We start from the raw sequence: 25,755 nt of genomic DNA, 5'->3' as shown, positions 1-25,755 counted from the left end.
GAGGTGACAGAGGAGGGGAAGCGCGGGGGGTGCGGGAAGGGCTGGGGTCAGAGACTGCGCAGCGTCCAGCTCCAGCGGTGGACGCCCGGGGGGACGAGATACGGGGACGAGGTGTCGGGACCGCAGGAGGCCGTGCCCAGCCCGCGGTGTGCGGCATCGATGTGCACCACGCAGCCGGAGCGGGGCTTCAGCTCGTCGTGGTGTGCGGCACCGGTCAGATCCTCGGCGCGGTAGCGGGTCACGGAGACCTGGCGCGGCTCGTCCAGGACCACGCCGAGACCGGTGGCGTCCGGCCCGCTCAGGGTGAAGTGGCGTACACCGTGCCGGCCACCGCTCTCCTGCGGACGCAGATAGGGGGTGAACAGCTCGTCGACGGGGACGCGGTGGTGGCCCACGGGCGCGCCCGCGCTGCGGTCGGGATACGACTCCCAGGGTCCCTGCCCGAACCACTCCAGCAGGTCGAGCCCCGCCACCGTCTCGAAGACCGAGCCGACCCGGGCCACGTCGTCGAACTCCTCCGGCAGCTCGGCCTGTTCGTCGACCAGGATGCCGCTCTCGACCGGGGTGAACACCTGGCGGTGGCGGACGACGCCGACCGTGCCGGCGTACTCCGCCAGCACCGTCACCCGTGATGCGTCACGCTGGACGGAGACGACCTTGCGTACGAGCGCGTCGAGCCCCCAGGCCCGCCAGCGCGGCGCGAGGCCGCCCAGCTCGTCGTTGTCGGTCGGTGCCCGCCACAGCGACAGTGTGGGGGCGGCGATCAGCAGCGGATGGACGAGCAGTCCCTCCGCGTCGACCTGAACCGGCCGGTCCGCCGCCGGCTCGGCAACGGTCCTCGGGGCCAGCCGCAACCGCACCTGGGGCGCGCACACCTCGGTACCGGGCGGCGCCCACGGCAGATCCTCCGCCGTACTCACGCGGAGCGTGAGCCAGGCCTCGCCCCCGTCCCGCGGCAGCTCGAACGGCAGCGGGACCGCCGCCGTCTCGCCGGGCCGCAGATCGGGCAGAACGGCAGGAGCGCTCAGGGTGCGGCCGTCGGCGAGCGCCAGCTCCCACCGGCCCGTCAGCCAGTCCAGGCCCCGGAAGTGCTGGTGGTTGCGCAGGACGATGCCCTCGTGCTTGTAGCACTCCACCCGTAGCGGCGCCGCGATCTCCCGGTGCTCGTACATCACCGGTTTGGGCGTGCGGTCGGGGAAGACCACGCCGTCCGCGATGAACGCGCCGTCGTGCACCGTCTCGCCGAAGTCGCCGCCGTACGCCCAGCGATGGCCGGGCGCGGCGACACCGTTGCCATGCAGGCCGGCGCCCGCGCGCCCGGCCGGTCTTCCGTCGCTCACCCGCTGGAGAATGCCGTGGTCCCAGAACTCCCAGATGAAGCCGCCCTGAAGACCCGGGGTGGCCTCGATGGCGGCCCAGTGGTCGGCCAGGGTCCCGTTGCTGTTTCCCATGGCGTGCGAGTACTCGCACTGGATGAGCGGCTTGGTCTGCTTGCCGGACAGGGCGTGCGCGACGCAGTCCTCGATCGGCGCGTACATGGGGCACGCGATGTCGGAGGCGAGGCCCGGGTCGGCCCAGTCGAGCTTCGCGGCGCCCTCGTACTGGAGGGGCCGGGTCGGATCGTGCCGGCGCAGCCAGCCGGCCGCCGCGTCGTGGTTCGCGCCGTAGTCGGACTCGTTGCCCAGCGACCAGACGATGATCGACGGATGATTCTTGTCCCGCAGCACCATCCGCGAGACACGGTCCACGAAGGCGTTCAGATAGCGGGGGTCGTCGGCGATCTCGTGGGCGTGGTCGTGGGACTCGATGTCCGCCTCGTCGACGACGTAGAGGCCGAGCTCGTCCGCGAGGTCGTAGAGCACCGGGTCGTTCGGGTAGTGGGCGGTGCGGATCGCGTTGAAGCCGAAGCGCTTGAGCACGACCAGATCGGCGCGCATGTCGTCGTAGGTCACCGTCCGGCCGGTGAGCGGATGGAAGTCGTGCCGGTTGACGCCCCGGATGAACACGCGCTCGCCGTTGACGAGCAGGTCCCGGCCGACGATCTCGACGTCGCGGAAGCCGACACGATGGTGCGAGGTGTCGGCGACCGTGCCGTCGGCACGGTGGAGCCGGACGGTCAATTCGTACAGTTCGGGCGTCTCGGCAGTCCAGGTGCGCACCTCGGGCACGGTGGTGAGCAGACGTGCCTCGCCGAGGAACGCCGAGACACGCTCGTCCTCGGCGTTGGCGCGGTCGAAGTCCTCGTCCTGGGTGAGCGTCCGGCCGTCCACCTCGCCGCTGATGTACCAGCCCTCGGGCAGCGCGCCCGCGGCGTGCCGTACCCGGCAGTCGACCCGCAGCTCCCCGCTCCGCCGCGCCCGCACGGTCACGTCCGCCAGGTGCAGCGGATCCGTCGTGTACAGCAGCACCGACCGGGTGATCCCGCCGTGCCACCACTGGTCCTGGTCCTCGAGGTGCGTGGCGTCCGACCACTTCACCACCGTCAGGCGCAGGGTGCTCCGCTCGCCGGGGCGCAGTACGCCGGAAAGGTCGAACTCGGCGGCCAGATGGGAGTCCTTGGAGACGCCCACGGGCCGTCCGTCCACATGCACCAGCAGCACGCTCTCGGCGGCCCCGACCTGGAGCACGATCCGCCGGCCCGCCCACGCGGCGGGTATCCGCACGTCACGCTCGTACACGCCGGTCGGGTCGGCGGCGGGCACGGCGGGCGGGAACGTGTCGAACGGCATGCGGACGTTGGTGTACTGCGGCAGGTCCCAGGTGTCCTGGAGGGTCCAGGCGCCGGGGACGTGCTGGGACGCCCAGTCGCCGGTCACGGGGGAGTCCGGTGCGGGCAGCAGCTGGAAGCGCCACCGGCCGTCCAGCGGCATCGCTCCCGAACGGCGGTCGACCGCGCACATGGGCAGCCGCCCCCAGGAGGTCACCTCGGGCGACTCCCAGGGGCGCAGCGCGATCAGGGGATCGCGGGTCATCAGCGGATGGCCCCCTTGCCCAGGTCGGCGATGATCTGCCGGGCGCCGATCGCGAACACGATCAGCAGCGGGACCAGGGCGAGAAGCGCACCGGTCATCACCATCCCGTAGTCGGTGGTGCCATGGGTGCCGTTGAGCTGGGACAGGGCGACCTGAAGCGTCACGTTGTCCGGGTTGGTGAGGGCGATCAGAGGCCAGGCGTAGTCGTTCCACTGGCCCATGAAGGTGAAGATGCCGAGGAAGGCCAGGCCCGGACGGACGACCGGGAGTGCCACGTGCCAGTACTGGCGCAGGAAGTTCGCGCCGTCGATGCGCGAGGCGTCGAGCAGTTCGTCGTGGATGGCGCCCTTCATGTACTGGCGCATCCAGAAGATGCCGAAGGCGTTGGCCGCGGCCGGGACGATCAGCGAGGTCATCGTGCCGATCCAGCCGAGCTTGGCCATGATCACGAACTGCGGGATGGCGGCCAGCTGCGCCGGCACCATGAAGATGACCATCAAAGTGGCGAACAGCACCCTGCGGCCCGGGAACTCGAACTTGGCGAAGACGAAGGCCGCCAGCGAGTCGAAGAACAGGACCAGGACGGTCACCGAGCCCGCCACCAGCAGGGAGTTGAACATCGAGCCGAAGAAGTCGATGTTGTCGAAGAGATGGCGGACGTTCTCGAGGAAGTGGGGCCCCGGCAGGAGCTTGGGCGGATACGAGAAGATCTCCGACGACGTGTGCGTCGACATGATCACGGCCCAGTAGAACGGGAAGGCCGACAGCAGCAGTCCGATCACAAGGACCGCGTGGAGTGCGATGCCGCGGCTCCGGGTGCCCCGGATGGCCTTCGGTCGCCGTGCGCTGTGGATGGATGCCATGGTGACCGGACTCCCTAGTCTTCGCCCCGGCGCTGCACCAGACGCCAGTTGATGATCGAGAAGAGGATGACGACGAGGAAGATGCCCCACGCCACGGCTGCGCCGTAGCCGAAGTCGTTGTTGTCGAAGGTCTGCTGGAAGAAGTAGAGGACCATCGTGCGGCCGGCGTGTCCGGGCCCGCCCGAGAAGGTCGACTCGTTCGCCGTGTTCTGCAGCAGCACCTGCGGTTCGGAGAAGCTCTGCAGACCGGTGACGGTCGAGATGACGAGCACGAACAGCAGGACGGGGCGCATCAGCGGCAGCGTGACCCGGAAGAACGTCTGCACGGGCCCCGCACCGTCCATGCGCGCCGCCTCGTACAGCTCGCCCGGGATGGTCTGCAGACCCGCTAGGAAGATGATCGCGTTGTAGCCGGTCCACTGCCAGGTCATCAGGGTCGCGATGGCGATCTTGATGCCCCACGGTGTGTTCAGCCAGGCCACCTGGTCCAGGCCGACCGCCTGCAACAGGGCGTTGACGAGGCCGAAGTTGGTGGAGAACACCGAGCCGAAGACGATCGCGATCGCCACCACCGAGGTGACGTTCGGCAGGAAGTAGGCGAAGCGGTAGACGTTCTTGAACCGGACCGCCGAGTTGAGCATCACGGCCGTCACCATGGCCAGGAAGATCATCGGGAAGGTGGCCAGCGCCCAGATGAGGACGGTGTTGCCGACCGAGCTCCAGAAGTCGCTGTCGCCGAGCAGGTACTGATACTGGGACAGGCCCGCCCACTCCATGGAGCCGAGGCCGTCCCAGCGGTGCAGGGAGACGTAGAGCGAGAAGCCGACGGGGACCAGTCCGAAGGCGAGGAAGAGGAGGTAGAAGGGGGAGATGGCGGCGTAGAGGTGCCAGTACTTCCGGAAGCCCTTCCTCGGCTGCGTGACGGGCGTGTCCGCCACGGCCGCCGGGGGCCTGTCCAGTGCGGGGACGGTGGCCATCAGTGGCTCACCCCCAGGTGCTCCGCTATTCGCCGGCATTTGCTCATGGCGTCGCTCCAGGCCTTCTTCGGGTCCTTGCCGAGGACGCCGACGTTCTTGATCTCATCTTTGATGGGCTGCCCGAGCGCCACGTCGTACGGGCTGTTGTAGGCGACCGCGATCTTCTGTGCGGCGGGCCCGAAGACGTCCATCGTGACCTGCCCGCCGAAGAACGGGTCGGGCTCGCGCAGTTGCCCGAGGCCGTACGAGGCGGGCGTGGAGGGGAAGAGCCCCGCGTCGACGAAGCCCTGGGCCTGGTTGGCGGGGTCGAGAAGCCAGGTGATGATCTCGAAGGCCCGCTCGGGCTCCCGGCAGGCCTTGGTGATCGACAGGAACGAGCCGCCGTTGTTCGAGGGCCGCACGGGCATGTCGGCCACCCGCCATCTGCCCTTGGTCTTCGGTACGCCGCTCTTGAGGTCGTTGGTGGCCCAGGAGGCGCCGAGCTGGCTCGGCAGCTTTCCGTCCTGAACGGCCGACAACTGGTCCGGGGTGCCGGTGACGAGGTCCGAGACGATCCCCCGCCGCTTCGCCTCCACGGCCAGGTCCCAGGCGGTGCGCACATGCTGCTGGTCGCCGATGAAGTGGCGGTCCTTGTCCACGTAGCGCTTGCTGCCCTGCTGCACCGCGTTCTCGAAGACCACGTTGACGTCGCTGAGCAGGTAGGTCCCCGGGATCCTCTTCCTGAGTCGCTCACCCGCCCCGAAGAACTTCTCCCAGGTGTTCAACTCCTTGGAGACGTCGTCCGGTTCGTAGGGAAGTCCCGCCTTCTGGAAGACGGCGTACTGGTAGAAGTGCGCGACGGGACCGCAGTCGATCGGGAAGCCGACCATCGTGCCGTCGTCGGCGATGCCCTGGTCCCATTTCCACGGCAGGTACTGGCTTCGGTACTTCTCCGCGCCCAGTGTCCGCAGGTCCACGAACTGGTCGGCGTTGGGCAGATAGGACGCCATGTCCTCGCCCTTGAGCCCCGCGATGTCCGGGACATGGGCACGGCCGGCCATCGTGGTGATCAGCTTGGACCGGTAGTAGCCGCCGATCTTGATGGCCTGCAGGTCGACCGAGCCGCCGTAGCGCGCCCTGGCCTTGTCGAGGACCGTGTCGCCGAGGCCCCCGTCCCAGTACCACAGGACCATGTTCCGGCCGGTCGAACCGGTCGGAACGGCACAGCCGGACGCCAGGCCGCCGAGCGCCGTGGCGGCCGTACCGGCCAGGCCCGCGCGCAGCAGGCCTCTTCGTGAGAGCGGCACTGCTCCCACCGCCTTTCGGGTCTGTTCGGGTGTCGCATACGAGGGGGTGTCAGTGCCGCCGCGCGGGATCGGGCGGCGTGACGGGTGCGTGGTGGACGGGTGGGCCCGGGTCGGCCGGCAGGCGGTCGGTGAGGAATCCGTACGCCTCCCGAAGAGCGGGGTCGGTCAGCGAGCGCCACCACCGGTCGACGCCGTACCAGCCGGGCGCGGCCAGGGCGCCGCCGTGATGCCGTACGGACAGACCGGCGGCGAGTGACGCGAACCGCAGCCGCTCCTCCAGCGGCCAGCCGCCGAGGGAGGCCGCGACGAAGCTCGCGCCGAAGACGTCGCCGGCCCCGGTGGGGTCCAGCACGTCGATGTCGAGGGCGGGCACGTCCGCGTACTCGCCCGTCGTCTGGTCCACCGCGACCGCGCCGGCGCCGCCGCGGGTGACGACGGCGACCGGCACCAGATCGGCGAGCGCGCCGAGCGCCGCGACCGCGCTGTCGGTGCGCGTGTACGCCATGGCCTCGGTCTCGTTGGGCAGGAACGCGTGGCACAGGGAGAGTTGGCCGAGCAGTTCGGGGGACCACTGCCGGGTGGGGTCCCAGCCGACGTCCGCGTAGATCTGCGTGCCGTTCGCGGCCGCCTTGGCCAGCCAGCCGCGCGGCTCCGCCTCCAGGTGGACCAGGGCGGTGCGTGCCTGAGGCACCTCGCCCATGAGTTCGTCCTGCGAGTACGGGGGCTCCTGGCCGTGGGTGACCAGTGCGCGATCGTGCACGGCCAAGGCGCCGCCGGTCGGGGGAAGCGCGAGCGAGACGGTGACGGGGGTGGGCCAGTCCCGCGCCGTTCGGGAGAGCGAGAGGTCGATCCCCTCCTGGCCGGCGAGGACGTCCCGGCAGTACGCGCCGTAGAAGTCGTCGCCGATGACCGTGGCGAGCGAGGTCCTCAGACCGAAACGCGCGGCCGCGACGGCGAGGTTCGCGATCCCGCCGGGGCTGCTGCCCATGCCCTCGGTCCAGATCTCCTCGCCGGGGGCCGGGGGGCCGCCCAGTCCGGTGAGGACGAGGTCGTAGAAGAGCAGCCCGGTCAGCAGCACATCGGGCCGGTCGTCGTGCACACGAACGTCCTCTCGTCAGAACTGTTCAAATTCGGTGCACGGAATCGTGCGCCTCTCGTCGACATTGGTCAATAGTCGAGCAGAACTGAGCATAGAAATGATTGAAGATGACGAGTAGTGTTCGCGGCGTGCTGGCAGAACGACGACACCAACTCATCCTGCGGGCCCTGCGCTCCGGTGGCCCCGCGGCCGTGACCGATCTCTCCGAGCAACTGGGCGTGAGCCCCGCGACGATCAGACGCGACCTGGTCAAGCTGGAGGACGACGGGCTGCTGACGCGGGTGCACGGAGGCGCGGTGGTCGACGAGGGCGACCAGCCCTTCGCCGAGGTCGCCGAAGTGCGCGTGTCCGAGAAGGACTCCATAGCGGTCAGGGCGGCCGCGATGGTCCGGGACGGCGAGTCCGTGCTCCTCGACATCGGCACCACCGCCTTCCGGCTGGCCCGGCAGCTGCACGGACGGCGGCTGACCGTGATCACCAGCAACCTGGTGGTCTACGAGGAGCTGGCCGACGACGAGGGCATCGAACTGGTACTGCTCGGCGGCATGGTCCGCCGCGAGTACCGCTCCCTGGTCGGTTTCCTCACCGAGGACAACCTGCGCCAGCTGCACGCCGACTGGCTCTTCCTCGGCACGAGCGGGGTACGGCCGGGTGGGCAGGTGATGGACACGACGGTCGTCGAGGTACCGGTCAAGCGCGCCATGATCAAGTCGAGCGACAGGATCGTGCTGCTCGCGGACGCGGCCAAGTTCCCGGGTACGGGCATGGCGAAGGTCTGCGACGCCGGGGACCTGGACGCGGTGGTGACGAACGCGCCGGTCGAGCCGGCGACGCGGTCCTCCCTGGACGAGGCGGGCGTCGAGCTGATCGTGGCGGGAAAGGTGCAAGCGTGAAACTGACGATTCTGGGCGGCGGGGGATTCCGGGTGCCGCTCGTGTACGGGGCGCTTCTCGGGGACCGTGCCGACGGCCGTGTCACCCGTGTCGTGCTGCACGACCTCGATGCGGAGCGGCTGTCGGCCGTGTCCCGGGTGCTGGCGGAACAGGCCGCGGATGTGCCGGACGCCCCCGAGGTGACCGCCACCACCGATCTCGACGACGCGCTGCGCGGCGCGGACTTCGTCTTCTCCGCGATCCGGGTCGGCGGACTTCAGGGACGCGCCGACGACGAGCGGGTGGCGCTCGCGGAGGGCGTCCTCGGCCAGGAGACGGTCGGCGCGGGCGGCATCGCGTACGGCCTGCGGACGGTGCCCGTCGCCGTCGACATCGCGCGGCGGGTGGCCCGGCTGGCTCCCGACGCCTGGGTCATCAACTTCACCAACCCGGCGGGCATGGTCACCGAGGCGATGTCCCGCCACCTGGGCGACCGTGTCATCGGCATCTGTGACTCCCCGGTCGGCCTCGGCCGCCGTATCGCCCGCGTACTCGGCGTCGCGAATCCGGGCGAGGCCTTCATCGACTACGTCGGGCTCAACCACCTGGGGTGGGTGCGCGGCCTGCGCGTCGCCGGACGCGACGAACTGCCGCGGCTGCTCGCCGACCCGGCGCTGCTCGGCTCGTTCGAGGAGGGCAAGCTGTTCGGCCCGGACTGGCTGCAGTCCCTTGGCGCGATCCCGAACGAGTATCTGCACTACTACTACTTCAACCGCGAGGCCGTGCGCGCCTACCGCGAGGCCGAGAAGACCCGCGGCGCCTTCCTGCGCGACCAGCAGGCGCGCTTCTACGAGGACGTGAAGGACCCGGCCGCCTCGGCCCTGCGGACCTGGGACCGCACACGCGCCGAGCGCGAGGCCACCTACATGGCGGAGAACCGGCAGACGGCGGGCGCGGGCGAGCGCGACGCCGACGACCTTTCCGGCGGCTACGAGAAGGTGGCCCTCGCGCTGATGCGGGCCATCGCCCGCGACGAGCGTACGACGCTGATCCTCAACGTGCGCAACCGCGGCACCCTCTCCGTACTGGACGCCGACGCGGTCATCGAGGTCCCCTGCCTGGTGGACGCCAACGGCGCGCACCCGGTCGCGGTCGACCCGCTCCCCGGCCACGCGACGGGACTCGTCTGCGCGGTCAAGGCGGTCGAGCGCGAGGTTCTCGCCGCCGCCGAGTCCGGTTCCCGCGCGACCGCGGTCAAGGCGTTCGCGTTCCATCCGCTCGTCGACTCCGTCAACGTGGCCCGCCGGCTGGTCGACGGGTACACGTCGGTCCACCCCGGCCTGGCCTATCTCGGCTGAGCGCTTCCGTACCCTCCCTTCCCCTGGAGACTCTTCATGCACGACGAACGCCGTCGGATCGAGGAGCGCGTCGAGCGCGTCCACAACCAGCGCATCAAGCCCGCGATCTACGCAGCCTCCGTGCCGCTCGACGTGGCGGCATGGCAGGCGCCGGGCGAGCCGGTCCCCTTCACCGAGGCCGCGGCCGCCCCGTACGCCCCCTTCACGATGGACACCCCCTGGGGTCCGCCCTGGGGCACCACCTGGTTCCGGATGAGCGGCCGGGTGCCCGAGAACTGGGCGGGCAAGCGGGTCGAGGCGGTCATCGACCTCGGCTTCGTGGGCGACTGGCCGGGTAACCAGGCCGAGGCCCTCGTCCACCTGACCGACGGGACGCCGCTGAAGGCCGTCAACCCGCTCAACCAGTACGTTCCGATCGCCGACCCGGCGTTGGGCGGCGAGGAGATCCTCTACCTCGTCGAGGCCGCCTCCAACCCGGACATCCTCGCAGGCGGCTTCGCGCGCCCGACCCCGCTCGGCGATGTGCTCACGGCCGGCGACAAGCCGCTCTACACCTTCAGGCGCGCCGACGTGGCCGTCCTGGACGAGGACGTGTGGCACCTCGACCTGGACCTCCAGGTGCTGCGCGAGCTGATGGCGGAGCTCGGCGAGCACGACCCGCGGCGGCACGAGATCCTGCACGCGCTCGACCGGGCGATGGACGCCCTCGACCTCGACGACGTCTCCGGCTCCGCGTCCGCCGTCCGCGCGGTGCTCGGGCCGGTGCTGTCCAGGCCCGCACACGCCAGCGCCCATGTCGTCTCCGGCGTCGGCCACGCGCACATCGACTCGGCCTGGCTGTGGCCGATCCGGGAGACCAAGCGCAAGACCGCCCGCACCTTCTCGAACGTCACCTCGCTCGCCGACGAGTACGAGGAGTTCGTCTTCGCCTGCTCGCAGGCCCAGCAGTACGAGTGGGTCCGCGACAACTACCCGCGGGTGTGGGCCCGTATCCAGGAGTCCGTGAAGAAGGGCCAGTGGGCCCCGGTCGGCGGCATGTGGGTCGAGGCCGACGGGAACCTGCCCGGCGGCGAGGCGATGGCCCGCCAGCTCGTCCACGGCAAGCGGTTCTTCATCGAGCATTTCGGCGTCGAGACCAAGGGCGTCTGGCTGCCGGACTCCTTCGGCTACACGGCCGCCTACCCGCAGCTCGCCAAGCTCGCCGGCAACGAGTGGTTCCTCACCCAGAAGATCTCCTGGAACCAGACCAACAAGTTCCCCCACCACACCTTCTGGTGGGAGGGCATCGACGGGACCCGTGTCTTCACGCACTTCCCGCCGGTCGACACCTACAACGCCTGCTTCAGCGGCGAGGAGATGGCCCGCGCGGTACGCAACTACCAGGAGAAGGGAAGCGCCACACGCTCCCTTGCGCCCTTCGGCTGGGGTGACGGCGGTGGCGGCCCCACCCGCGAGATCATGGAACGCGCCCGGCGGCTGAAGGACCTCGAGGGGTCCGCGAAGGTCGTCGTCGAACACCCCGACGCCTTCTTCGAGGCCGCGCGGGAGGAGTATCCCGACGCTCCGGTGTGGGTCGGCGAGCTGTATCTCGAGCTGCACCGCGCCACGTACACCACCCAGGCCCGCACCAAGCAGGGCAACCGCCGCTCCGAGCACCTGCTGCGCGAGGCCGAGCTGTGGGCGACCACGGCGGCGCTGCACGCGCCGGACTGGTCCTACCCGTACGAGAGGCTCGACCGGCTGTGGAAGACGGTCCTGCTGCACCAGTTCCACGACATCCTTCCCGGGTCGTCGATCGCCTGGGTCCACCGCGAGGCCGAGGCCGAGTACGCGCGCGTGGCGGCGGAGCTGGAGGAGCTGACGGCCGAGGCGGTCGCCGCGCTGGGCGGCGGCGGGCCCCGGGTCTTCAACACGAGCCCGTACCCCCGTGCCGAGGTGATCCGCACTCCCGAGGGCGGGACGGCGTACGTGGAGGTCCCGGCGGGCGCAAGCGCGCCTCTCACCGGCGGCTCGGCCCCCGCGGCCGTGACGGCCGGCGAGAACGTCCTCGACAACGGCCTGGTCCGGGTCGAGGTGGCCGAGGACGGGACCCTGTCCTCCGTCCGTGACCTGCGCGCCGACCGTGAAGTGCTCGCCGACCCGGGCAACCTGCTCCGGCTGCACACGGACCTGCCCAACTACTGGGACGCCTGGGACATCGACAAGCACTACCGCAACCGGTACACGGACCTGCTGGAAGCGGACTCGGTGACGGTGGTCGAGAACGACCCGCTCCTCGGCGCGATCCGTGTCGAGCGGACCTTCGGCACGGGCTCGAGGATCACACAGACGATCACCCTGCGCGCCGGCAGCCCGCGCGTCGACTTCGAGACCGAGATCGACTGGCACGAGACCGAGAAGATCCTCAAGGCGGCCTTCCCGGTGGACATCCGCGCGGCCCATTCCTCGGCGGAGATCCAGTTCGGCCACATCCAGCGGCCCACCCACACCAACACCACCTGGGAGGCGGCCCGTTTCGAGGTCTCGGGCCACCGCTGGGTGCACATCGGCGAGCCCGGCTACGGCGTGGCGGTCATCAACGACTCCACATACGGCCACGACGTCACCCGCACGGTCCGTGACGACGGCGGTACGACGACCACGGTACGCCTCAGCCTGGTGCGCGCCCCGCGCGTTCCGGACCCGGAGGCCGACCAGGGCAGGCACCGCTTCACGTACTCGCTCCTGCCGGGCGCGAGCATCGAGGACGCGGTGGCCGAGGGGTACGCCCTCAACCTGCCCCTGCGGGTCGCGGACTCGGCGGGCGCGCCGGAACCGGTCGTCTCCGTGGACGGCGACGGCGTGACCGTCGAGGCGGTGAAGCTCGCCGACGACGCATCCGGCGATGTGGTGGTGCGGTTGTACGAGTCCCGGGGCGGCCGGGCGCAGGGTGTGCTGCGCACCGGTTTCGCGCTCGCCGGAGCCCGGGTCACCGATCTGCTCGAGCGACCGCTGGAGGACGCCGAACGGGACGCCGACGGCGGTGTCCGCGTCGTGCTGCGGCCCTTCCAGATCCTGACGCTGCGGCTCGAGCGCGCCGGGGTGAGCTGACCTGTGCCCATGCAACCCTGGTTCACCGACGCCAAGTTGGGGATCTTCATCCACTGGGGGATATACGCCGTCGACGGCGTCCAGGAGTCCTGGTCGTTCTACGACGACGTCGTCCCCTACGAGCAGTACATGTCCCAGCTGGACCGCTTCACGGCCTCGCGCTACGACCCCCGCGCCTGGGCGGCGTTGTTCGCCCGGGCGGGAGCCAGGTACGCAGTGCTCACCAGCCGGCACCACGACGGTGTCGCCCTGTGGGACAGCGCGTACGGGGGCCTCGGCGTCGGCCGCGATCTGATCGCCGGTTATGCCGAAGCCCTGCGGGAGCAGGATCTCAGGGTCGGCCTGTACTACTCGCACTCCGACTGGAGCCACCCCGACTACGCCTCGACACGCAAGCCGGGGCGTCCACCCGAGCTGGAGGACAACCGGTACTCCGAGGCAGCGGAGGAGGACGAGGACCTGGACGCCTGGGAGCGGTTCATCGCCTACCGCGACGGACAGGTCCGTGAGCTCACGAGCCGCTACCGGCCCGACCTGATGTGGTTCGACGGAGAATGGGAGCGCAGCGCGGAGCAGTGGCGCATCCCCGAGCTCGCCGCGCTGATCCGCGCCGAGGTGCCGCGGGTCGTCCTCAACGCCCGGATGCTCGGCGAGGGGGACTACGCGACACCCGAGCAGGGCGCTCCCGTCGTGCCGCCGGAGGGCCCCTGGGAGCTGTGCCTGACGATCAACGACTCCTGGGGTCACCAGCATCACGACCGCAACCACAAGTCCGTCGACCAGCTGATCCGGTACTTCACCGAGACCATCGGCGGCGGTGGCAACCTGCTGCTCAGTGTCGGCCCCCGGGAGGACGGCACGATCCCGGACGAGCAGGCCCGGCCGCTCGAAGGACTGGGCGACTGGATCCGCAGGCACGAGGACGCCGTGTACGGGACGCTGCGGGGGCTGCCCGCCGGGCACCACTACGGCCCGAGCACCCTCTCGGCGGACCGCCGGACGCTGTATCTGATGCTTTTCGACGCCCCGCGCGCGGAGATCAATGTGCGCGGGCTGCTCGGCTCGGTGCGCAGGGTCAGCGTGCTCGGCAGCGGCACCGAACTGGCCCACCGGGTCACCGGTGGACTGCACGAGACCCCCGGGGTGCTGTGGATCGAGCCGCCGTCCACGGCCGACCTGGACCCGCACGCCACGGTGCTCGCCGTGGAGCTGGACGGCGAGCTGGAGCTGTACCGCGGTTCGGGCCGCCTCTGAGGCGAGGACGACGTGGGGGGGGTGCCCGCACCGGGCACCCCCCCCACGCCGGTGCTCAGCCGGTGAATCCGGCCGTGATGGACGTGAACTGCCAGTTGCTCTGGCTGATGCCCGAGCAGTTGCTGACCACGCCGCCGCCCGGGCAGGGCCGGTCGCGGTTGACGGCCCAGAAGGCCAGCCGGGCGATGTGGTGCCCGTTCGCCCAGTCGCGGATCTGGGTCCAGATCGCCGGGGTGGTGTTCTCCTGCTGGTCGGACAGGCCGTTCATGCCGGAGATGCCGATGTGCGAGTAGGCCGTGGCGTCGTCCCAGCCGAAGGTCGACTTCAGCTTGGCCTTCAGACCCTCGGCCGCGTTCACCGTGTTGCCGTACATGTCGGAGCCGCCGCCGAAGTCGAACGGCATGATGGTGAAGACGTCGATGTCGGCGTTCAGCGACTTCGCCTGCTCGATCAGACGGTTGCCGTAGTACGACGGACCGGTCGTCGAGGTGCCGAACGTGACGATGGTCTTCAGGCCCGGGTTGTTGGCCTTGACGGTCTTCAGGGCTGTCAGGATCCTGGCCTGGACGGCCTCGTTCTCGAACTCGTCGGTGTTCTCGATGTCCATGTCGATTGCCTTGAGGCTGTAGGCGTCGATCACCCTCTGCAGGGCCCCGGCGAGCGCGCTCGCGGAGGAGCAGTTGGCGCCGAGCTTGCTGCCCTGCCAGCCGCCGAACGAGGGGACGATGTCACCGCCGGCGGAGCGGATCTGGTTGATGGCCGTCTGGTCGACGCCGCCCGTCAGCGGGCGGTTGCCGTCCCAGGCGGGGTTGCAGCCGCCCGAGTCGAGCATGAACGCCATCGTGAACCACTTGACGCCGGTCGCGCTCATCACCGTGCTCGGGCTCGGCGGATCGCCCCAGCCTTCGAACAGATACGGTGCCGCCTGTTTGAAGCCGGAGCCGCCACCGCTGCCCGCGTTCGTCGTGACGGCCACCGCGTTGGAGGCCGCCGAGACGTTGCCGGCCGCGTCGCGGGCCTTGACGGTGAAGGTGTAGGAGGTGCCGGCGGAGAGTCCGCTGACCGTGGCCGAGGTGCCCGAGACGGTCAGGACCTGGTTCGAGCCGCTGTAGACGTCGTACCCCGTCACCCCGACGTTGTCCGAGGAGGCCGACCACGACAGGGACACGCTGGAGGAGGTCTTGCCCGTGGAGGTGAGGCCGGTGGGCGCGGTCGGGGCCTGGGTGTCCGAGCCCCCGCCGCCACCGGGTCCGTCCAGGCTGATGTCGTCGGCGTAGTACGTGCCCTGCGCGTACCAGCCGTGGACATAGATCGTGGCGCTGGTCTGCGAGGCGCCGGTGGTGAAGGAGACGGAGAGCCGGCTGTAGGCCGACGGCGAGGAAGTCCAGGTCGAGGCACCGCCGTTCACGCCGAGGTAGACATAACTGCCGCGGACCCATCCGCTGAGCGAGTACGTCGTGTTCGGCTGGACCGCGACGGTCTGGCTGCACTGGGCGTTGTCACTCGAACTCACCGCGCCCGCAAGGGCCTTGGAGCCCGCTTGGACGGGGCTGGAGACGACGGAGCCCAGGTTTCCGGTGCAGGACCAGGGTGAGAGGCCGCCGGACTCGAAGCCCGGGTTGGACAGGATGTTGGCCGCCTGGGCGGTTCCGGGGAGGGCGACCGCGCCGGCCAGGGCCAGCGCGGCGGAACCGACGAGTGCGAAGAAGGCACGTCTGGAACGTTGGAGGAGTGTGCGCACGCGATCTCCCTGAAGGTGATGGGGGGTTCGGGAGTGCAGGAGAGTGCAGTAGGGTGCGCAACCAAGTTGGTATGGACCAATCCCACTGTCAAGGGTGTCGGTGCGGATTGGTCCAGACCGGTGCGGGGTGCCCGCGCGACGGCGGGCCGCCGGGCCGCGCCGCCGTGGGGGCGCGGCGGCCATGGGCGGTCCGCATCCGGGGGACGCGCTACAGGGGCAGCGCCTGCGCGGCGTCGACCTCGACCGCGCCGACCGGGGCCGTCGGCAACACGGGTGTCTGCTCCGGCTCGTCCGCCCTCTGCTGCGGCACCGAGGGGGCGCGCAGGGGGCGGGGACCCGACACCACCGTGTAGTCCGTCCCCAGGAAGGGCGGCACCACCTCTCCCGGGTCCTCGCCGAGAGCCAACCGCACTGCCGCCCACGGGGCGTTGACACCGCACAGCGACAGCTGGTGGAGTCCGCCCGCCGGGCGTGTGTTGACGTCCAGCAGTACCGGCTCGTCGCCGTACATCCGGAACTGGATGTTGGACAGATGGTGCAGCCCGAAGCCCTCCGCCAGCCGCCTGGCCGGCTCCAGCCACTGCTCGTGGAGCGTGAAGCCCCGGCGGCGGCCCATCTTGGTGCGGCCCACCGCCATCCGGATGCGGTTGTCGGGGCCGGTCAGGCAGTCCACCGACACCTCCGGCTCCTCCAGACGCGGCATCACCAGCCAGTCGACCGGCTCGGCGGCCTCGCGCACCGCCTGGACGACCAGATCCAGCGGGACATACGCGCTCGGGAACCCGCTGAGGTGCACGAGCGAGAAGGGTGCGCGACTGATGACGCGGAAGCCCACGCCTCCCGCGCCCGCCGCCGGCTTGAAGCACGCCCGATGCCCGCCCGCCTCCAACTCCTCCACGGCGGAAAGCAGTTGCTCCTCGTCGCGGACCCGCCACCAGGGCGGAACCGGTACCCCGATCGACTCGGCGGCCTGGTACGCCGTCGCCTTGTCCTGGAAGACCGCCACCGCCTCCACGGGCGGTGCCAGCAGAGCCGTGCCGAGCGCCTCGAACTCGGCGCGGTGGGCGACGATCGCGTCCTGGTGCAGACGGGGCACGAACACGTCGATACCGCGGCGTATGCACTGGTCTAGGGCGTACTCGACGTATCCGGCCGGGGACAGGCCCTCGGGCTCGAGGTCGGCGGTGTCCGCCGCGGCGAGGATGGGGGAGTCGGGGTCGCCGTGCGTGGCGTGGATCTCGACGGCCCGGTCGCCGGGATTTCGCCGCAGCTGATCCATGAAGAACACGTTCTCCGCGTACGTGCGGTTGAGCCAGACGCGTACGCGAGAGACCATGCAGGCCGCCTTTCAGGGTGTGCGGGCACGGCGGAGCAGGCCGTGCCCGGCCAGGGGTCGAGGGAGGGGTACACCGAACCGCCGTACGCGGAAAGGCGTCCGAGGCGAGTGTGTTGGGGCGATCATAGGCCCTTCGGACCCCCTCCCCGCTACGCGTGTGTTACGGATTTCCCCAGCCGTTCGCCGCGGCGACAGGAAGGGTTCCGGGCGGCACGTGTGCACCGGCTGCAGGCTGTTTCCCGAGGCAGTCGGGTACCTGTCGCGGGTCGCCCTTGTCCCTCGGCGGCCCCCTGTGTTCTCGTGTTCCCATTCGGTGCTCGAAAGGGGCGAGGGTGGAGCCGACGGACGGCCGTGGACAGCTGCTCGCCATCAGTGATCTGCACATCGGGTATCCCGAGAACCGGGCCCTCGTCGAGCGTATGCACCCCACCTCGGGTGAGGACTGGCTGCTGGTGGCCGGTGATGTGGCCGAGACCGTCGCCGATGTCCGCTGGGCCCTCGAACTGCTCGCCGGCCGCTTCCGCAAGGTGATCTGGGCGCCGGGCAACCACGAACTGTGGACCCACAAGAACGACTCCCTGACCCTGCGCGGAGTGGAGCGGTACGACCATCTCGTCGCCGTCTGCCGGGAACTGGGCGTGATCACCCCCGAAGACCCCTACCCGGTCTGGGAAGGGCCGGGCGGCCCGGTGGCCGTCGCACCGCTCTTCCTGCTCTACGACTACTCGTTCCTGCCGCAGGGCTGCACGACCAAGGAGCAGGGACTCGAATACGCGCACGGCACCGGGATCGTGTGCACCGACGAGTTCCTGCTGCACCCCGATCCCTACCCGAGCCGGGAGGCGTGGTGCCGAGCCCGGGTCGCCGAGACCGAGCGCAGGCTCGAGGAGATCCCCGGCGACCTCTCCACGGTGCTGGTGAACCACTACCCGCTGGACCGGCACCCCACGGACGTCCTGCGCTATCCCGAGTTCGCCATGTGGTGCGGCACCGACCTCACCTCCGACTGGCATCGGCGCTTCCGGGTCGCCTGCATGGTGTACGGCCATCTCCACATCCCGCGGACCACCCACCACGAGGGCGTCCGTTTCGAAGAGGTGTCGGTCGGCTATCCGCGTGAATGGGGCCCCCGCCCGGAGCCGCCCGGGAGGCTGCGTCGCATTCTGCCGATGGAGGTTCGAGAAGGTGTTCGAGGATCTGCTTCCGGGATCGGTCGTGGTGGTGGAGGCCTTCGACGGTGACACCGTCGCAGACGGTGCGGTCCTCCACCCCGAGGAAGAGGCGGTCGTCGCCCGCGCCGTCGACAAGCGGCGACGGGAGTTCACGGCCGTCCGGGCCTGCGCGCGGCACGCCATGGAGAAGCTCGGCGTGCCGCCCCAGCCCGTTCTGCCCGGCGAGCGCGGCGCGCCGCGCTGGCCGGACGGTCTGATCGGCAGCATGACCCACTGCGACGGCTACTGCGCCGCCGCGCTCGCCCGGGCCGGAGAACTGGTCTCGCTGGGCATCGACGCCGAGCCCCACGACCGGCTGCCCGAGGGCGTGCTGGACGTGACGACACTGCCCGCGGAGCGGACGCGGCTGAGGGAGCTCGCCCGCAGCCGTCCGTCCGTCCACTGGGACCGGCTGCTGTTCAGCGCGAAGGAGTCCGTCTACAAGGCGTGGTTCCCGCTGACGGGGTTGTGGCTCGACTTCCTGGAGGCCGACATAGAGATCGATCCGGGCGACGCCTCGGACGTCTGCGGCAGCTTCCGGGCGCGGCTGCTGGTCCCGGGACCGGTGGTCGACGGCCGTCGCGTCGAGGCCTTCGACGGCCGCTGGACCACGCGTCACGGCCTCGCCGCGACTGCCGTCGTCGTGCCCCGCGCGTGATTCACGGCGGACACCAGTCGCCGAGCAGCCGGAAGAACTCCTCCTCCGTGCCCATGAGCCCGGCCGCGGCGAGCGCCCGGTCCACCTCGGCGAGGGCGGCGGTCGGGACCACAGGTGGTCGGCGCGGGTCCGGCGGTCCGTCGAAAGCGGCTCGTACGGTGTGAAGGAGGCGCAGATAGGCCTGCACGGCGGCGCGTTCACGGTCTGTCAGTACGGCGGTGGGCATCGGTCGGCTCTCCCCGGGTCGGCCGGGCGACGGTCGTCGCGCGGCGGCATCTGCACGGCTCACGCCTCCCCGGCCGAGCGGACGGTCGCCGCGCGTACCGGGTGGCGCACCTCCAGCTTGCCGTCCGCCACTGACAATCCCGTTTCCGCGGCGGTGGGTTCGCCCGCTCGGCGGGGGTGAAACCGCTCGCCGGCTGCGCCCCGCGTTCCGTGCCGGGGCACCCGCGGACCCCGGGGCCGGCGCCCGCTCGCCCACCTGACCGTGCGTCAGGACGTGACTCGGGCGAGCGGGCGCGCGGGGCCGTGCGGTCAGGGACGGCCGGTCGCGTCGGCGGTGCGGGCACCGTCGTCGGGTGCGGAGGGTTCTGCCGGCCGCTCACCGCTCGGCGCACCCGTGACCGCGGCCCACTCGGCCGGGGTGAGCGGCGGTTCGGTCAGCCGCGGACGGCGCGGGCCGCGCAGTACGGCGATCGCCACCGCCGGTCGCAGCAGCTCTCCCACGGGTTTGGACAGGGTGATCACGTCGAAGAACGCGCGGGCCACCAGAGGGCGTCCGGTCGCGGTGAGCATCAGTCGATTGACGTACGCGCCCAGGAGGCGGTTCGCGAGGCTCGGGGACTTGCCGAGCGCATCCGGATAGTGGATGTCGGTGCTGGTCGCGAACTCCCAGGCGGTCGCCACCGGACGGGCCACCGCCCGCTGCGCACGCCGCGCCAGCCCCGGCGCCGTCAGCCCGTGCACGGCCAGCAGTTCACTCAGTGCCAGCGCGCCCTGGGCTGCCACGGACAGCCCGTGTCCGTACACCGGGTTGTACGTGGCCACCGAGTCGCCGAGCACGAGGAACCCCTCCGGCCAGCCCTTGATCCGCTCGTAGAACCGCCGGCGGTTGACCGTGCTGCGGGTGACGGCCGGATCCGACAGCGGCTCCGCGTGGGCGATCAGCTCGCCCACCACCGGATGCCGGACGCTCTCGCGGGCGAACGTCTCGAACTCCTCCGCGGACGACGGCGGTTCCCCGCCACGGGTGCCGGAGAGCGTCACCAGCCACCGTCCGCCCTCGATGGGCTCGATGGTCGTGGTCCGGCCGGGCACCGGAATCGTCGCATCCGACTGGACGTTGACCAGTGGGAAGTCCTCGGTGCCTGGCGGCGCACGGAAGATCCGGCTGGAGTAGACGAGTCCGGAGTCCACCTCCTCCAGTGGCGCCTCGGGTACGCCGAGCGCCTCCAGCCAGAGCGAGGCCCGGGAACCGCGCCCGGACGCGTCCACGACCAGGTCGGCCGCGAGTACGCGCTCCTCGCCGTCGGCCGTCCGCATGCGCACGCCCGTCACCCGCGACGCATCGCCTTCGAGCGACAGCAGTTCGGTCCGTTGCAGCACGGTCACGCGGTCGTTCTTGGCGATGCGCTCACGGACGACCCAGTCGAGCAGGTCACGGCTGCACGCGATCATGAACTGCATCTCCGGCCAGCGCCGGAACCAGCCTCGCGGCTGCATCGACACGAGCCCGGTCGGCAGGGGGATGCGCCGCGCGCCCGCCGCCAGCCAGGCGTCGGTCACCCCCGGCAGCAGGTCCTCCATGGCCCGGGCTCCCCCGGACCAGATCACGTGCACATGCCGGGCTTGCGGCAGTCCCCTGCGCGGCTCGGGGCCCTCGGGCAGCACGTCCCGCTCGACGACGGTGACGTCGGCGTACGAGCTCAGTGCCGCGGCGGCCAGCATGCCGGCCATGCCGCCGCCGACGACGACGGCTCTACGGGGTGCTGCACCCGTGGTGGTGCTAGCGGGTTCGCTCATGGAAGTCGCTTCCTGGCCTGGTCCCGGCCGGCTCCCGGGCGGCCGCGACGACGAGTGAGTGACGCAGAGCGATCGACATCCGAACGAGGTCCCGGGGGCCCTCGGGGGATGCGGCGAGGGCGTTGGCCGCCCCTGCCGAACTGATCACCGTGCCGTCCGGATCGGCGGCCCTCGCCCGCACCGCGACCGCCACCATCGCCGCGTCGGCCTCGGCCTGCGCCTGGGCGGGGTCGGAGCCCGCGGCCACGGCGGCGTCGTAGGCGCGCGAGCGCACCCCGGTGTCGAAGTAGGGGTACAGGCCGAGCATGCCGTCGTGAATGTCGGACTCCCGCTGTGTCACCTGCAACGCGACAGGCGACCACCACGCGATCCGCACCCCGCGTTCCGCGTGGGCGGAGACCGGTCGCAGCTCACGCCACAGCGGTCCGAGCCGGCGGTAGGTCGACCACGAGTTCCAGCTGTCGCCGACGCGCCGGCAGGCCAGCGGGAGGCAGAAGCCCACCGCGCTGATCTGAGCCCCGGCGGAGGCCAGTACAGGTGCCGCGTCGCTGCTCAGATAGTCCAGGTCATGACCGTTCCAGCGGGCGACGACGGCAGTGAACTTGGTCGTCAGATAGGCCAGGTTGAACAGATAGCCGATCACGATGATCAGCAGTCCGGCGCGCAGCCAGCCGCGCACCTGGAGGGCCCAGCGGCCGCACATGAAGTTCATCGCCACTCCGGCGACGGTGAGCGCCACCAGATAGAGCACGATCATCTCCCGCATGTACGGGGCGCGGGCGTAGTACGTGTCGAAGTCGACCAGCCGCTCCACCGGCGCGTCACCGAGCAGGAACAGCGTGATCAGGGCGACCACCACGACGCCGTACCCGGCGACGATCCGCCGTGTGGTGCGGCGGGTCTCCTCGGGAGGGCCGCCACGCCAGTTGACGACGAGCACCAGACAGGAGGCGCTGAACGCGCTCAGCAGGCAGTACACCAAGGGCGCGGAGACGTTGGTGATGCCCGTGACGTCATTGACCTTCGCGATCGTCGGCGGCGCCGCGAAGAAGAACACGAGGCCGGCCAGCGAGAGCAGCGCGCACACCGCCCGCAGCAGCGGGTCGCGCCAGGAGCGGATGAGCGCGGGCGCCTTGACGGTGAGCGCCACGCCCATCGCGGCGGCCGGTATGTAGTAACTGGACCCGTCCATGGTCTTGTTGTCTTCGTCCCTCAGCCCTGCGGTCCGCGATACCCCAGGGACGCCTCGATCCGCCCGGCGAGGCCGTCGCGCTGGACGGGGCCGCGCAGCGACGAACCGGCCAGCCATGTGCGGCACTTGCTGGCCAGCAGCAGTCCGAAGCTCTCGGCATCCTTCTCGTCGGTGACGTCGAAGTGCGTACGGGCGGCGACCTTCAGGACGGTCGCCTGCAGGTCCGCGGTGTCGCTCAGCAGCCGCGCGGCCACCACGGCGCCATCGACGTGGTGGCCGTGGTGACCGGCGTTCATGTGCCACAACTCGTGTCCGAGAATCACCAGTTGATGGTCCGGGGCGGTGCGCTCCTCGACGACGACGAGGTCCTGGTCGGCCATGTCGAGCCAGAGCCCGCTGGCCGTGCCCGGCGGGAAGGCCGCGGTGCGGAACTGGACGGGACGGCCGCGGCGTCTGCTCATGCCGTCGCACAGCGCGGCGTAGAGGTCGGCCGGCTGCGCCGGCGCCGGGAGCGAGAGCTCCGTGACCAACTCGCCGCACAGGCGGCGCATTTCCCTTCCGATGCCCACAGTTCTCCCCCGGATCAGGACTCGGGCCGCTTGACGCTCTCCAGGAGCATGTCCAGCCACTCCGCGACCTTGTCCCGATGCTGGTCGGTGGGCAGCTGGGCCGCCCGCCAGGCGATGCCGCGGACGCCGTGGTCCTGGAGCAGCTGCTCCAAAGGGTCCTCGGTGGCGGCGGCCGCCTCACGCTCACGGTCCGCGAGTTGCTGGAGGAGCTCCTGTTCGCAGCGCTGCAGGGTGTTCACGAGCGCCTCCGGGTCCTCGGCCGAGAGAAACCCGGCATGCACCTTGAAGAAACGCTGAATGGCGTCGCAGTGCTCCATGGTGGGGCGCCGGTCGCCGTTGATGAGCGCGCCGGCCTGCTGGCGCGACATCCCCGCTCCGTCGGCGATCTCCTGCTGGGTGTACTTGCGTCCATTGGGTTTGAGCCGGGTGCGCCGCAGCAGGTCCAGCCGCTGGAGGAACCGCGCCTGGAGATCGGGCTCCCCGGCGGGAACCCCGCCGAGCAGGGCCTTCACCACCGGCTCGGCCACGCCGGACGCGGCCGACAGGCGGGGGACGTCGAAGACCTCCGCGTGCGGCACGCCCAGCCGGTCGGCGAGGGCGGTGACACGGGCGACGACGGCCGGCAGCAGACCCGTCGCCGTGGCGCCCGGAACCTCGAAGCCATCCGTCACCGACAGGTCTCCTACGTCTCGCTCACATCGTCGTCTTGGTGGTCCGGAACCATCCGGAGGTTAGCCGTTTTCTCGAACTCACATCCAGGTCTCGCCACAACTGTGGCGAGATTCGGCCGTCAACAGACGCCAAATGCCACGATAGTTGACACGGATGGACTCGGGGCACCAGGATCGGGGCGCCGCGTGAAGGGCGCAAGGGCAAGAGGGGTGACCTCCCGATGGCGTATCAGGCAGGAGGGCAGCGGTCGCAGCCGCGGCCCGTCCCCGAGAGTCCACGAGCACGGGCGTATCTGCAGGACTACGCCACGCTCCTGGAAGCCGTCCCCTTCCCGTCGGTCGTCTTCGACCACCGCTGGGACGTCGTTCTCGCCAACACCGCGTTCGAGGCACTCTTCCGAGCGGTGGCACCGCATCCGACGGCCATGCCGGGCGACAACTTCCTGCGTTTCGTGCTGTTCCACCCGGACGCGGGCACGGTCCTCGGTGAGCACGAGTCGAGTTGGTGCCTGCCGATGCTGGCGCATTTCGCCGCAGCGGTGGAGCGGCACGGCCATGACCACCAACTCCAGGCCATCCGCCGTGACATCGCCCAGGACCCGATCATGGAGGCCGCCTACCGGCAGGGGCTGCCGCACTGGATCCGCGCGGTCGGGCCGGAGGCGGTGGAGCACGACGGAGCGGTGCGTCCGCTGCTGCACCCCGACCCGCGGTGGGGCAGGGACTGCCGGGTGGTGGGGGAGACCCCGAAGACCCTTCAGGACATGGGGTACTCACGGTTGACCCTGGTGCTGCGCGAGGCGCGGCGTCCGGTGCCCGCTGCCCCCGGGCCGCGCCGAGCCGGGCGCACCGGGAGCCATCTCAGCGTGGTGCCCTCCTCGCGGGGCTGACTTCCCGGGCCCGTTCACCGGGGCATGCGGACCGTGTGCCGCACTTTCGCGGGGCCCCGGCACCGTCGGCGTTCAGGTCGCCGACGGCGCCGGGGCTCGTTCCCGTCCAGGGGCACGGTCCCGGCTCAGCGGCCCACCACGAGCACGAGGGGAACACCGTCGCACGGGACCAGCCGCAGGTCCCGCCAGCTGCCGGGGCGACCCCGCTCCAGTACGGCGGCGAAGTCGGGGCCCTTGGTGAGCGAACCGGCCAGATGTGCGGTGTCGGCCGACGCGGCCACCCGGCCACGGGCGTTGACCAGATGGGCAGGCTCCGGCAGGCGGCGCAGCAACGGCAGCACGGCCGCCTCGAAGTGCCGCAGGTACACGTCGGCGGCGGCCACCCCCGCGAACCGTCCCGCCATGTGCACGGGCGCCGACAGGGTGAGGCTGTACTCGTCCGAGCAGAGGTAGTCCACGTACGGTCCCGCCACCGCACGCCGCCCGGTGTCCCGGGGCAGCGTGAACCAGTCCCAGTGCGTGTAGTCGGAGTACGCGGAGCGAGCCGGGTCCAGGTCGGGCAGCAGCGGAGTCACGCCGCCGTCCGATCCGGTCTGCCACCACTCCAGCCACGCCGGCACATCGCTCAGCAGACCCGGTGCGGCCACGAACCCCACGCCGGACACCAACTCCTGCCGGGCGAGGCGGGCATGGAGGCCGGGGCGCAGTCCCGCCAGATCCACGGTCGCGGGCCGCCGTCCCTGTCCGGCCACCCTCGCGAGCAGTGCCGCGGCCTCGGCGCCGGTCTGCACGACGGCGTCGAAGACCGTCTCCAGGGCGGAGGCCGTCCGTGCCGTCACGTCCGTCTCGGGCGGGGCGACCGTACCGGGGCTCCTGCGCATCGGCGCCCTCCCGCGCACATGGACCGGAAGCCGGCGCGTTACAGGGTGAGGCGCAGCGCGATGAGCCGTGCCGTCGATTCCTGGACGCACCGCTCGGCCAGCTCCCTGGCCGAATCGTGGGCCCCATCCTGCACGGCGGAGATTACGGAGCGGTGACGGTCCGCCACCTCTTCGCGATAGGCGTCGTCGCCGAGGACGAGGCACAGCAGAGACCCGACCTCCGTCTGGAGAGCCACCTGCTCCCGGGTGAGCCGGGCGGACTGCGCGGCGGCGGCCAGCTCCACATGGAACCGGCCGTACACCCGGCTGCGTGCCGCGGCGTCCCCGGCCCTCGCGAACTCCTCCAGGGTCCTGCGCAGTTGCTGGAGGTCGTCCGGCTCGGTGCGCTGGGCCGCGAGCCGGGCGGCGGCGCCGGACACGGCCGCCCAGTGGTCCCCAAGGTCCCGCAGCTCCTCCGTGCCCCAGCCCGCCAGCCGCGCCCTGATCCGCTCCTCGGCGGGGTCGGCGGGCAGCGAGACGAAGCTGCCGCCGCCGCGTCCGCGCCGGGTGGTGACGAGCCCCTGCTGCCGCAGCGCCATGAGCGCCTCCCGCAGGGTCACGGTGGACACGCCCAGCTGTCCCGCCAGCTCGCTCTCGCCGGGCAGTTGTTCCCCGTCGGCGAGCAGGCCGAGCTCGATGGCGTCGCCGAGCCGGCGGACGACCGTCTCGACGCGCGCCCGGGTGTCCACCGGAGTGAACACGGCTCTCCGGGCTCCGTCGCCTCTGTTGTGCTTCACGGTCACCACCTTGTGCGTTGACTCAACCTTTACCTTA

At 70.9% G+C, this 25,755-nt stretch carries 21 protein-coding genes; 7 read left to right on the top strand and 14 right to left on the bottom strand.

Annotated features, from left to right (window positions below; translation table 11 throughout):
• Window positions 1-47: 47 nt before the first annotated feature.
• The 5 genes from RCR19_RS05855 to RCR19_RS05835 are packed head-to-tail and all read right to left on the bottom strand — an operon-like array spanning window position 48 to window position 7,197.
• On the bottom strand, window positions 48-2,972 hold the full coding sequence (locus tag RCR19_RS05855; protein ID WP_331264117.1) for a glycoside hydrolase family 2 TIM barrel-domain containing protein: 2,925 nt from the start codon (window positions 2,970-2,972) through the stop codon (window positions 48-50).
• The gene (locus RCR19_RS05850; protein ID WP_331264116.1) at window positions 2,972-3,835 is read right to left on the bottom strand and encodes a carbohydrate ABC transporter permease; all 864 of its coding nucleotides are present in this window, start codon (window positions 3,833-3,835) and stop codon (window positions 2,972-2,974) included. The genes RCR19_RS05855 and RCR19_RS05850 overlap by 1 nt, the downstream gene beginning before the upstream one ends.
• 14 nt (window positions 3,836-3,849) lie before the next feature.
• On the bottom strand, window positions 3,850-4,812 hold the full coding sequence (locus RCR19_RS05845; protein WP_331264115.1) for a sugar ABC transporter permease: 963 nt from the start codon (window positions 4,810-4,812) through the stop codon (window positions 3,850-3,852).
• Complete coding sequence (locus RCR19_RS05840) at window positions 4,812-6,098, bottom strand: extracellular solute-binding protein (RefSeq protein ID WP_331264114.1); 1,287 nt, start codon at window positions 6,096-6,098, stop codon at window positions 4,812-4,814. The genes RCR19_RS05845 and RCR19_RS05840 overlap by 1 nt, the downstream gene beginning before the upstream one ends.
• 49 nt (window positions 6,099-6,147) lie before the next feature.
• Window positions 6,148-7,197: a carbohydrate kinase family protein gene (locus RCR19_RS05835; protein WP_331264113.1), complete on the bottom strand. Its 1,050-nt coding sequence runs from the start codon at window positions 7,195-7,197 to the stop codon at window positions 6,148-6,150.
• Window positions 7,198-7,325: 128 nt separating this feature from the next.
• Here RCR19_RS05835 and RCR19_RS05830 point away from each other — a divergent pair, with 128 nt between their 5' ends.
• The 4 genes from RCR19_RS05830 to RCR19_RS05815 are packed head-to-tail and all read left to right on the top strand — an operon-like array spanning window position 7,326 to window position 13,771.
• A complete protein-coding gene (locus RCR19_RS05830; RefSeq protein ID WP_331264112.1) occupies window positions 7,326-8,090 on the top strand; it encodes a DeoR/GlpR family DNA-binding transcription regulator in 765 nt (254 codons plus the stop codon).
• Window positions 8,087-9,427, top strand: coding sequence for a 6-phospho-beta-glucosidase (locus tag RCR19_RS05825; protein WP_331264111.1), 1,341 nt, complete (start codon window positions 8,087-8,089; stop codon window positions 9,425-9,427). The genes RCR19_RS05830 and RCR19_RS05825 overlap by 4 nt, the downstream gene beginning before the upstream one ends.
• Before the next feature lie 36 nt (window positions 9,428-9,463).
• On the top strand, window positions 9,464-12,517 hold the full coding sequence (locus tag RCR19_RS05820) for a glycoside hydrolase family 38 C-terminal domain-containing protein (RefSeq protein WP_331264110.1): 3,054 nt from the start codon (window positions 9,464-9,466) through the stop codon (window positions 12,515-12,517).
• 3 nt (window positions 12,518-12,520) lie between these two features.
• Entirely contained in the window at window positions 12,521-13,771 is a 1,251-nt protein-coding gene (locus RCR19_RS05815) for an alpha-L-fucosidase (RefSeq protein WP_331264109.1), read from the top strand.
• Window positions 13,772-13,826: 55 nt separating this feature from the next.
• Here the strand turns inward: RCR19_RS05815 and RCR19_RS05810 are convergent, their stop codons facing one another.
• Window positions 13,827-15,512: a carbohydrate binding domain-containing protein gene (locus RCR19_RS05810; protein WP_331264108.1), complete on the bottom strand. Its 1,686-nt coding sequence runs from the start codon at window positions 15,510-15,512 to the stop codon at window positions 13,827-13,829.
• Between the two features lie 208 nt (window positions 15,513-15,720).
• On the bottom strand, window positions 15,721-16,848 hold the full coding sequence (locus tag RCR19_RS05805) for an ATP-grasp domain-containing protein (RefSeq protein ID WP_331264107.1): 1,128 nt from the start codon (window positions 16,846-16,848) through the stop codon (window positions 15,721-15,723).
• 332 nt (window positions 16,849-17,180) lie between these two features.
• On the opposite strand from RCR19_RS05805, the gene RCR19_RS05800 reads away from it, so the two are divergent.
• Together RCR19_RS05800 and RCR19_RS05795 are read left to right on the top strand one after the other, a co-directional pair.
• On the top strand, window positions 17,181-18,089 hold the full coding sequence (locus RCR19_RS05800) for a metallophosphoesterase (RefSeq protein WP_331264106.1): 909 nt from the start codon (window positions 17,181-17,183) through the stop codon (window positions 18,087-18,089).
• Complete coding sequence (locus RCR19_RS05795) at window positions 18,034-18,717, top strand: 4'-phosphopantetheinyl transferase superfamily protein (RefSeq protein WP_331264105.1); 684 nt, start codon at window positions 18,034-18,036, stop codon at window positions 18,715-18,717. Before RCR19_RS05800 ends, RCR19_RS05795 begins: the two co-directional genes overlap by 56 nt.
• 1 nt (window position 18,718) lies before the next feature.
• On the opposite strand, the gene RCR19_RS05790 is transcribed toward RCR19_RS05795, so the two are convergent.
• The 5 genes from RCR19_RS05790 to RCR19_RS05770 form a co-directional block, all read right to left on the bottom strand.
• A complete protein-coding gene (locus tag RCR19_RS05790) occupies window positions 18,719-18,943 on the bottom strand; it encodes a hypothetical protein (RefSeq protein WP_331264104.1) in 225 nt (74 codons plus the stop codon).
• A 308-nt stretch (window positions 18,944-19,251) separates the two neighbouring features.
• On the bottom strand, window positions 19,252-20,739 hold the full coding sequence (locus RCR19_RS05785) for an FAD-dependent monooxygenase (RefSeq protein ID WP_331264103.1): 1,488 nt from the start codon (window positions 20,737-20,739) through the stop codon (window positions 19,252-19,254).
• On the bottom strand, window positions 20,723-21,931 hold the full coding sequence (locus RCR19_RS05780) for an MAB_1171c family putative transporter (protein WP_331264102.1): 1,209 nt from the start codon (window positions 21,929-21,931) through the stop codon (window positions 20,723-20,725). Before RCR19_RS05780 ends, RCR19_RS05785 begins: the two co-directional genes overlap by 17 nt.
• Before the next feature lie 20 nt (window positions 21,932-21,951).
• Complete coding sequence (locus tag RCR19_RS05775; RefSeq protein WP_059131833.1) at window positions 21,952-22,482, bottom strand: hypothetical protein; 531 nt, start codon at window positions 22,480-22,482, stop codon at window positions 21,952-21,954.
• A gap of 32 nt (window positions 22,483-22,514) precedes the next feature.
• Window positions 22,515-23,171 (bottom strand): helix-turn-helix transcriptional regulator, encoded by a 657-nt coding sequence (locus tag RCR19_RS05770; RefSeq protein WP_059131832.1) that lies wholly within the window; start codon window positions 23,169-23,171, stop codon window positions 22,515-22,517.
• Window positions 23,172-23,392: 221 nt separating this feature from the next.
• Between RCR19_RS05770 and RCR19_RS05765 the strand changes: the two genes are divergently transcribed.
• A complete protein-coding gene (locus tag RCR19_RS05765; protein ID WP_331264101.1) occupies window positions 23,393-24,061 on the top strand; it encodes a hypothetical protein in 669 nt (222 codons plus the stop codon).
• 125 nt (window positions 24,062-24,186) lie between these two features.
• Here the strand turns inward: RCR19_RS05765 and RCR19_RS05760 are convergent, their stop codons facing one another.
• Together RCR19_RS05760 and RCR19_RS05755 are read right to left on the bottom strand one after the other, a co-directional pair.
• Window positions 24,187-24,942, bottom strand: coding sequence for a cache domain-containing protein (locus RCR19_RS05760; RefSeq protein ID WP_331264100.1), 756 nt, complete (start codon window positions 24,940-24,942; stop codon window positions 24,187-24,189).
• 38 nt (window positions 24,943-24,980) lie between these two features.
• Complete coding sequence (locus RCR19_RS05755; RefSeq protein ID WP_331264099.1) at window positions 24,981-25,727, bottom strand: GntR family transcriptional regulator; 747 nt, start codon at window positions 25,725-25,727, stop codon at window positions 24,981-24,983.
• Between the last annotated feature and the right edge of the window lie 28 nt (window positions 25,728-25,755).

The organism is Streptomyces sp. WAC07094, assembly GCF_036320405.1.
GTDB classification, from domain to species: domain Bacteria; phylum Actinomycetota; class Actinomycetes; order Streptomycetales; family Streptomycetaceae; genus Streptomyces; species Streptomyces lannensis.
This window is presented reverse-complemented; position numbering and strand designations above follow the sequence as displayed.

What these genes read in the sequence shown, in the direction of transcription:
- RCR19_RS05780 (WP_331264102.1), bottom strand. Translation starts at nt 21,931, where the DNA reads ATGGACGGGTCCAGTTACTACATACCGGCCGCCGCGATGGGCGTGGCG.
- RCR19_RS05785 (WP_331264103.1), bottom strand. Translation starts at nt 20,739, where the DNA reads ATGAGCGAACCCGCTAGCACCACCACGGGTGCAGCACCCCGTAGAGCC.
- RCR19_RS05845 (WP_331264115.1), bottom strand. Translation starts at nt 4,812, where the DNA reads ATGGCCACCGTCCCCGCACTGGACAGGCCCCCGGCGGCCGTGGCGGAC.
- RCR19_RS05805 (WP_331264107.1), bottom strand. Translation starts at nt 16,848, where the DNA reads ATGGTCTCTCGCGTACGCGTCTGGCTCAACCGCACGTACGCGGAGAAC.
- RCR19_RS05820 (WP_331264110.1), top strand. Translation starts at nt 9,464, where the DNA reads ATGCACGACGAACGCCGTCGGATCGAGGAGCGCGTCGAGCGCGTCCAC.
- RCR19_RS05765 (WP_331264101.1), top strand. Translation starts at nt 23,393, where the DNA reads ATGGCGTATCAGGCAGGAGGGCAGCGGTCGCAGCCGCGGCCCGTCCCC.
- RCR19_RS05790 (WP_331264104.1), bottom strand. Translation starts at nt 18,943, where the DNA reads ATGCCCACCGCCGTACTGACAGACCGTGAACGCGCCGCCGTGCAGGCC.
- RCR19_RS05850 (WP_331264116.1), bottom strand. Translation starts at nt 3,835, where the DNA reads ATGGCATCCATCCACAGCGCACGGCGACCGAAGGCCATCCGGGGCACC.
- RCR19_RS05855 (WP_331264117.1), bottom strand. Translation starts at nt 2,972, where the DNA reads ATGACCCGCGATCCCCTGATCGCGCTGCGCCCCTGGGAGTCGCCCGAG.
- RCR19_RS05775 (WP_059131833.1), bottom strand. Translation starts at nt 22,482, where the DNA reads ATGCGCCGCCTGTGCGGCGAGTTGGTCACGGAGCTCTCGCTCCCGGCG.
- RCR19_RS05760 (WP_331264100.1), bottom strand. Translation starts at nt 24,942, where the DNA reads ATGCGCAGGAGCCCCGGTACGGTCGCCCCGCCCGAGACGGACGTGACG.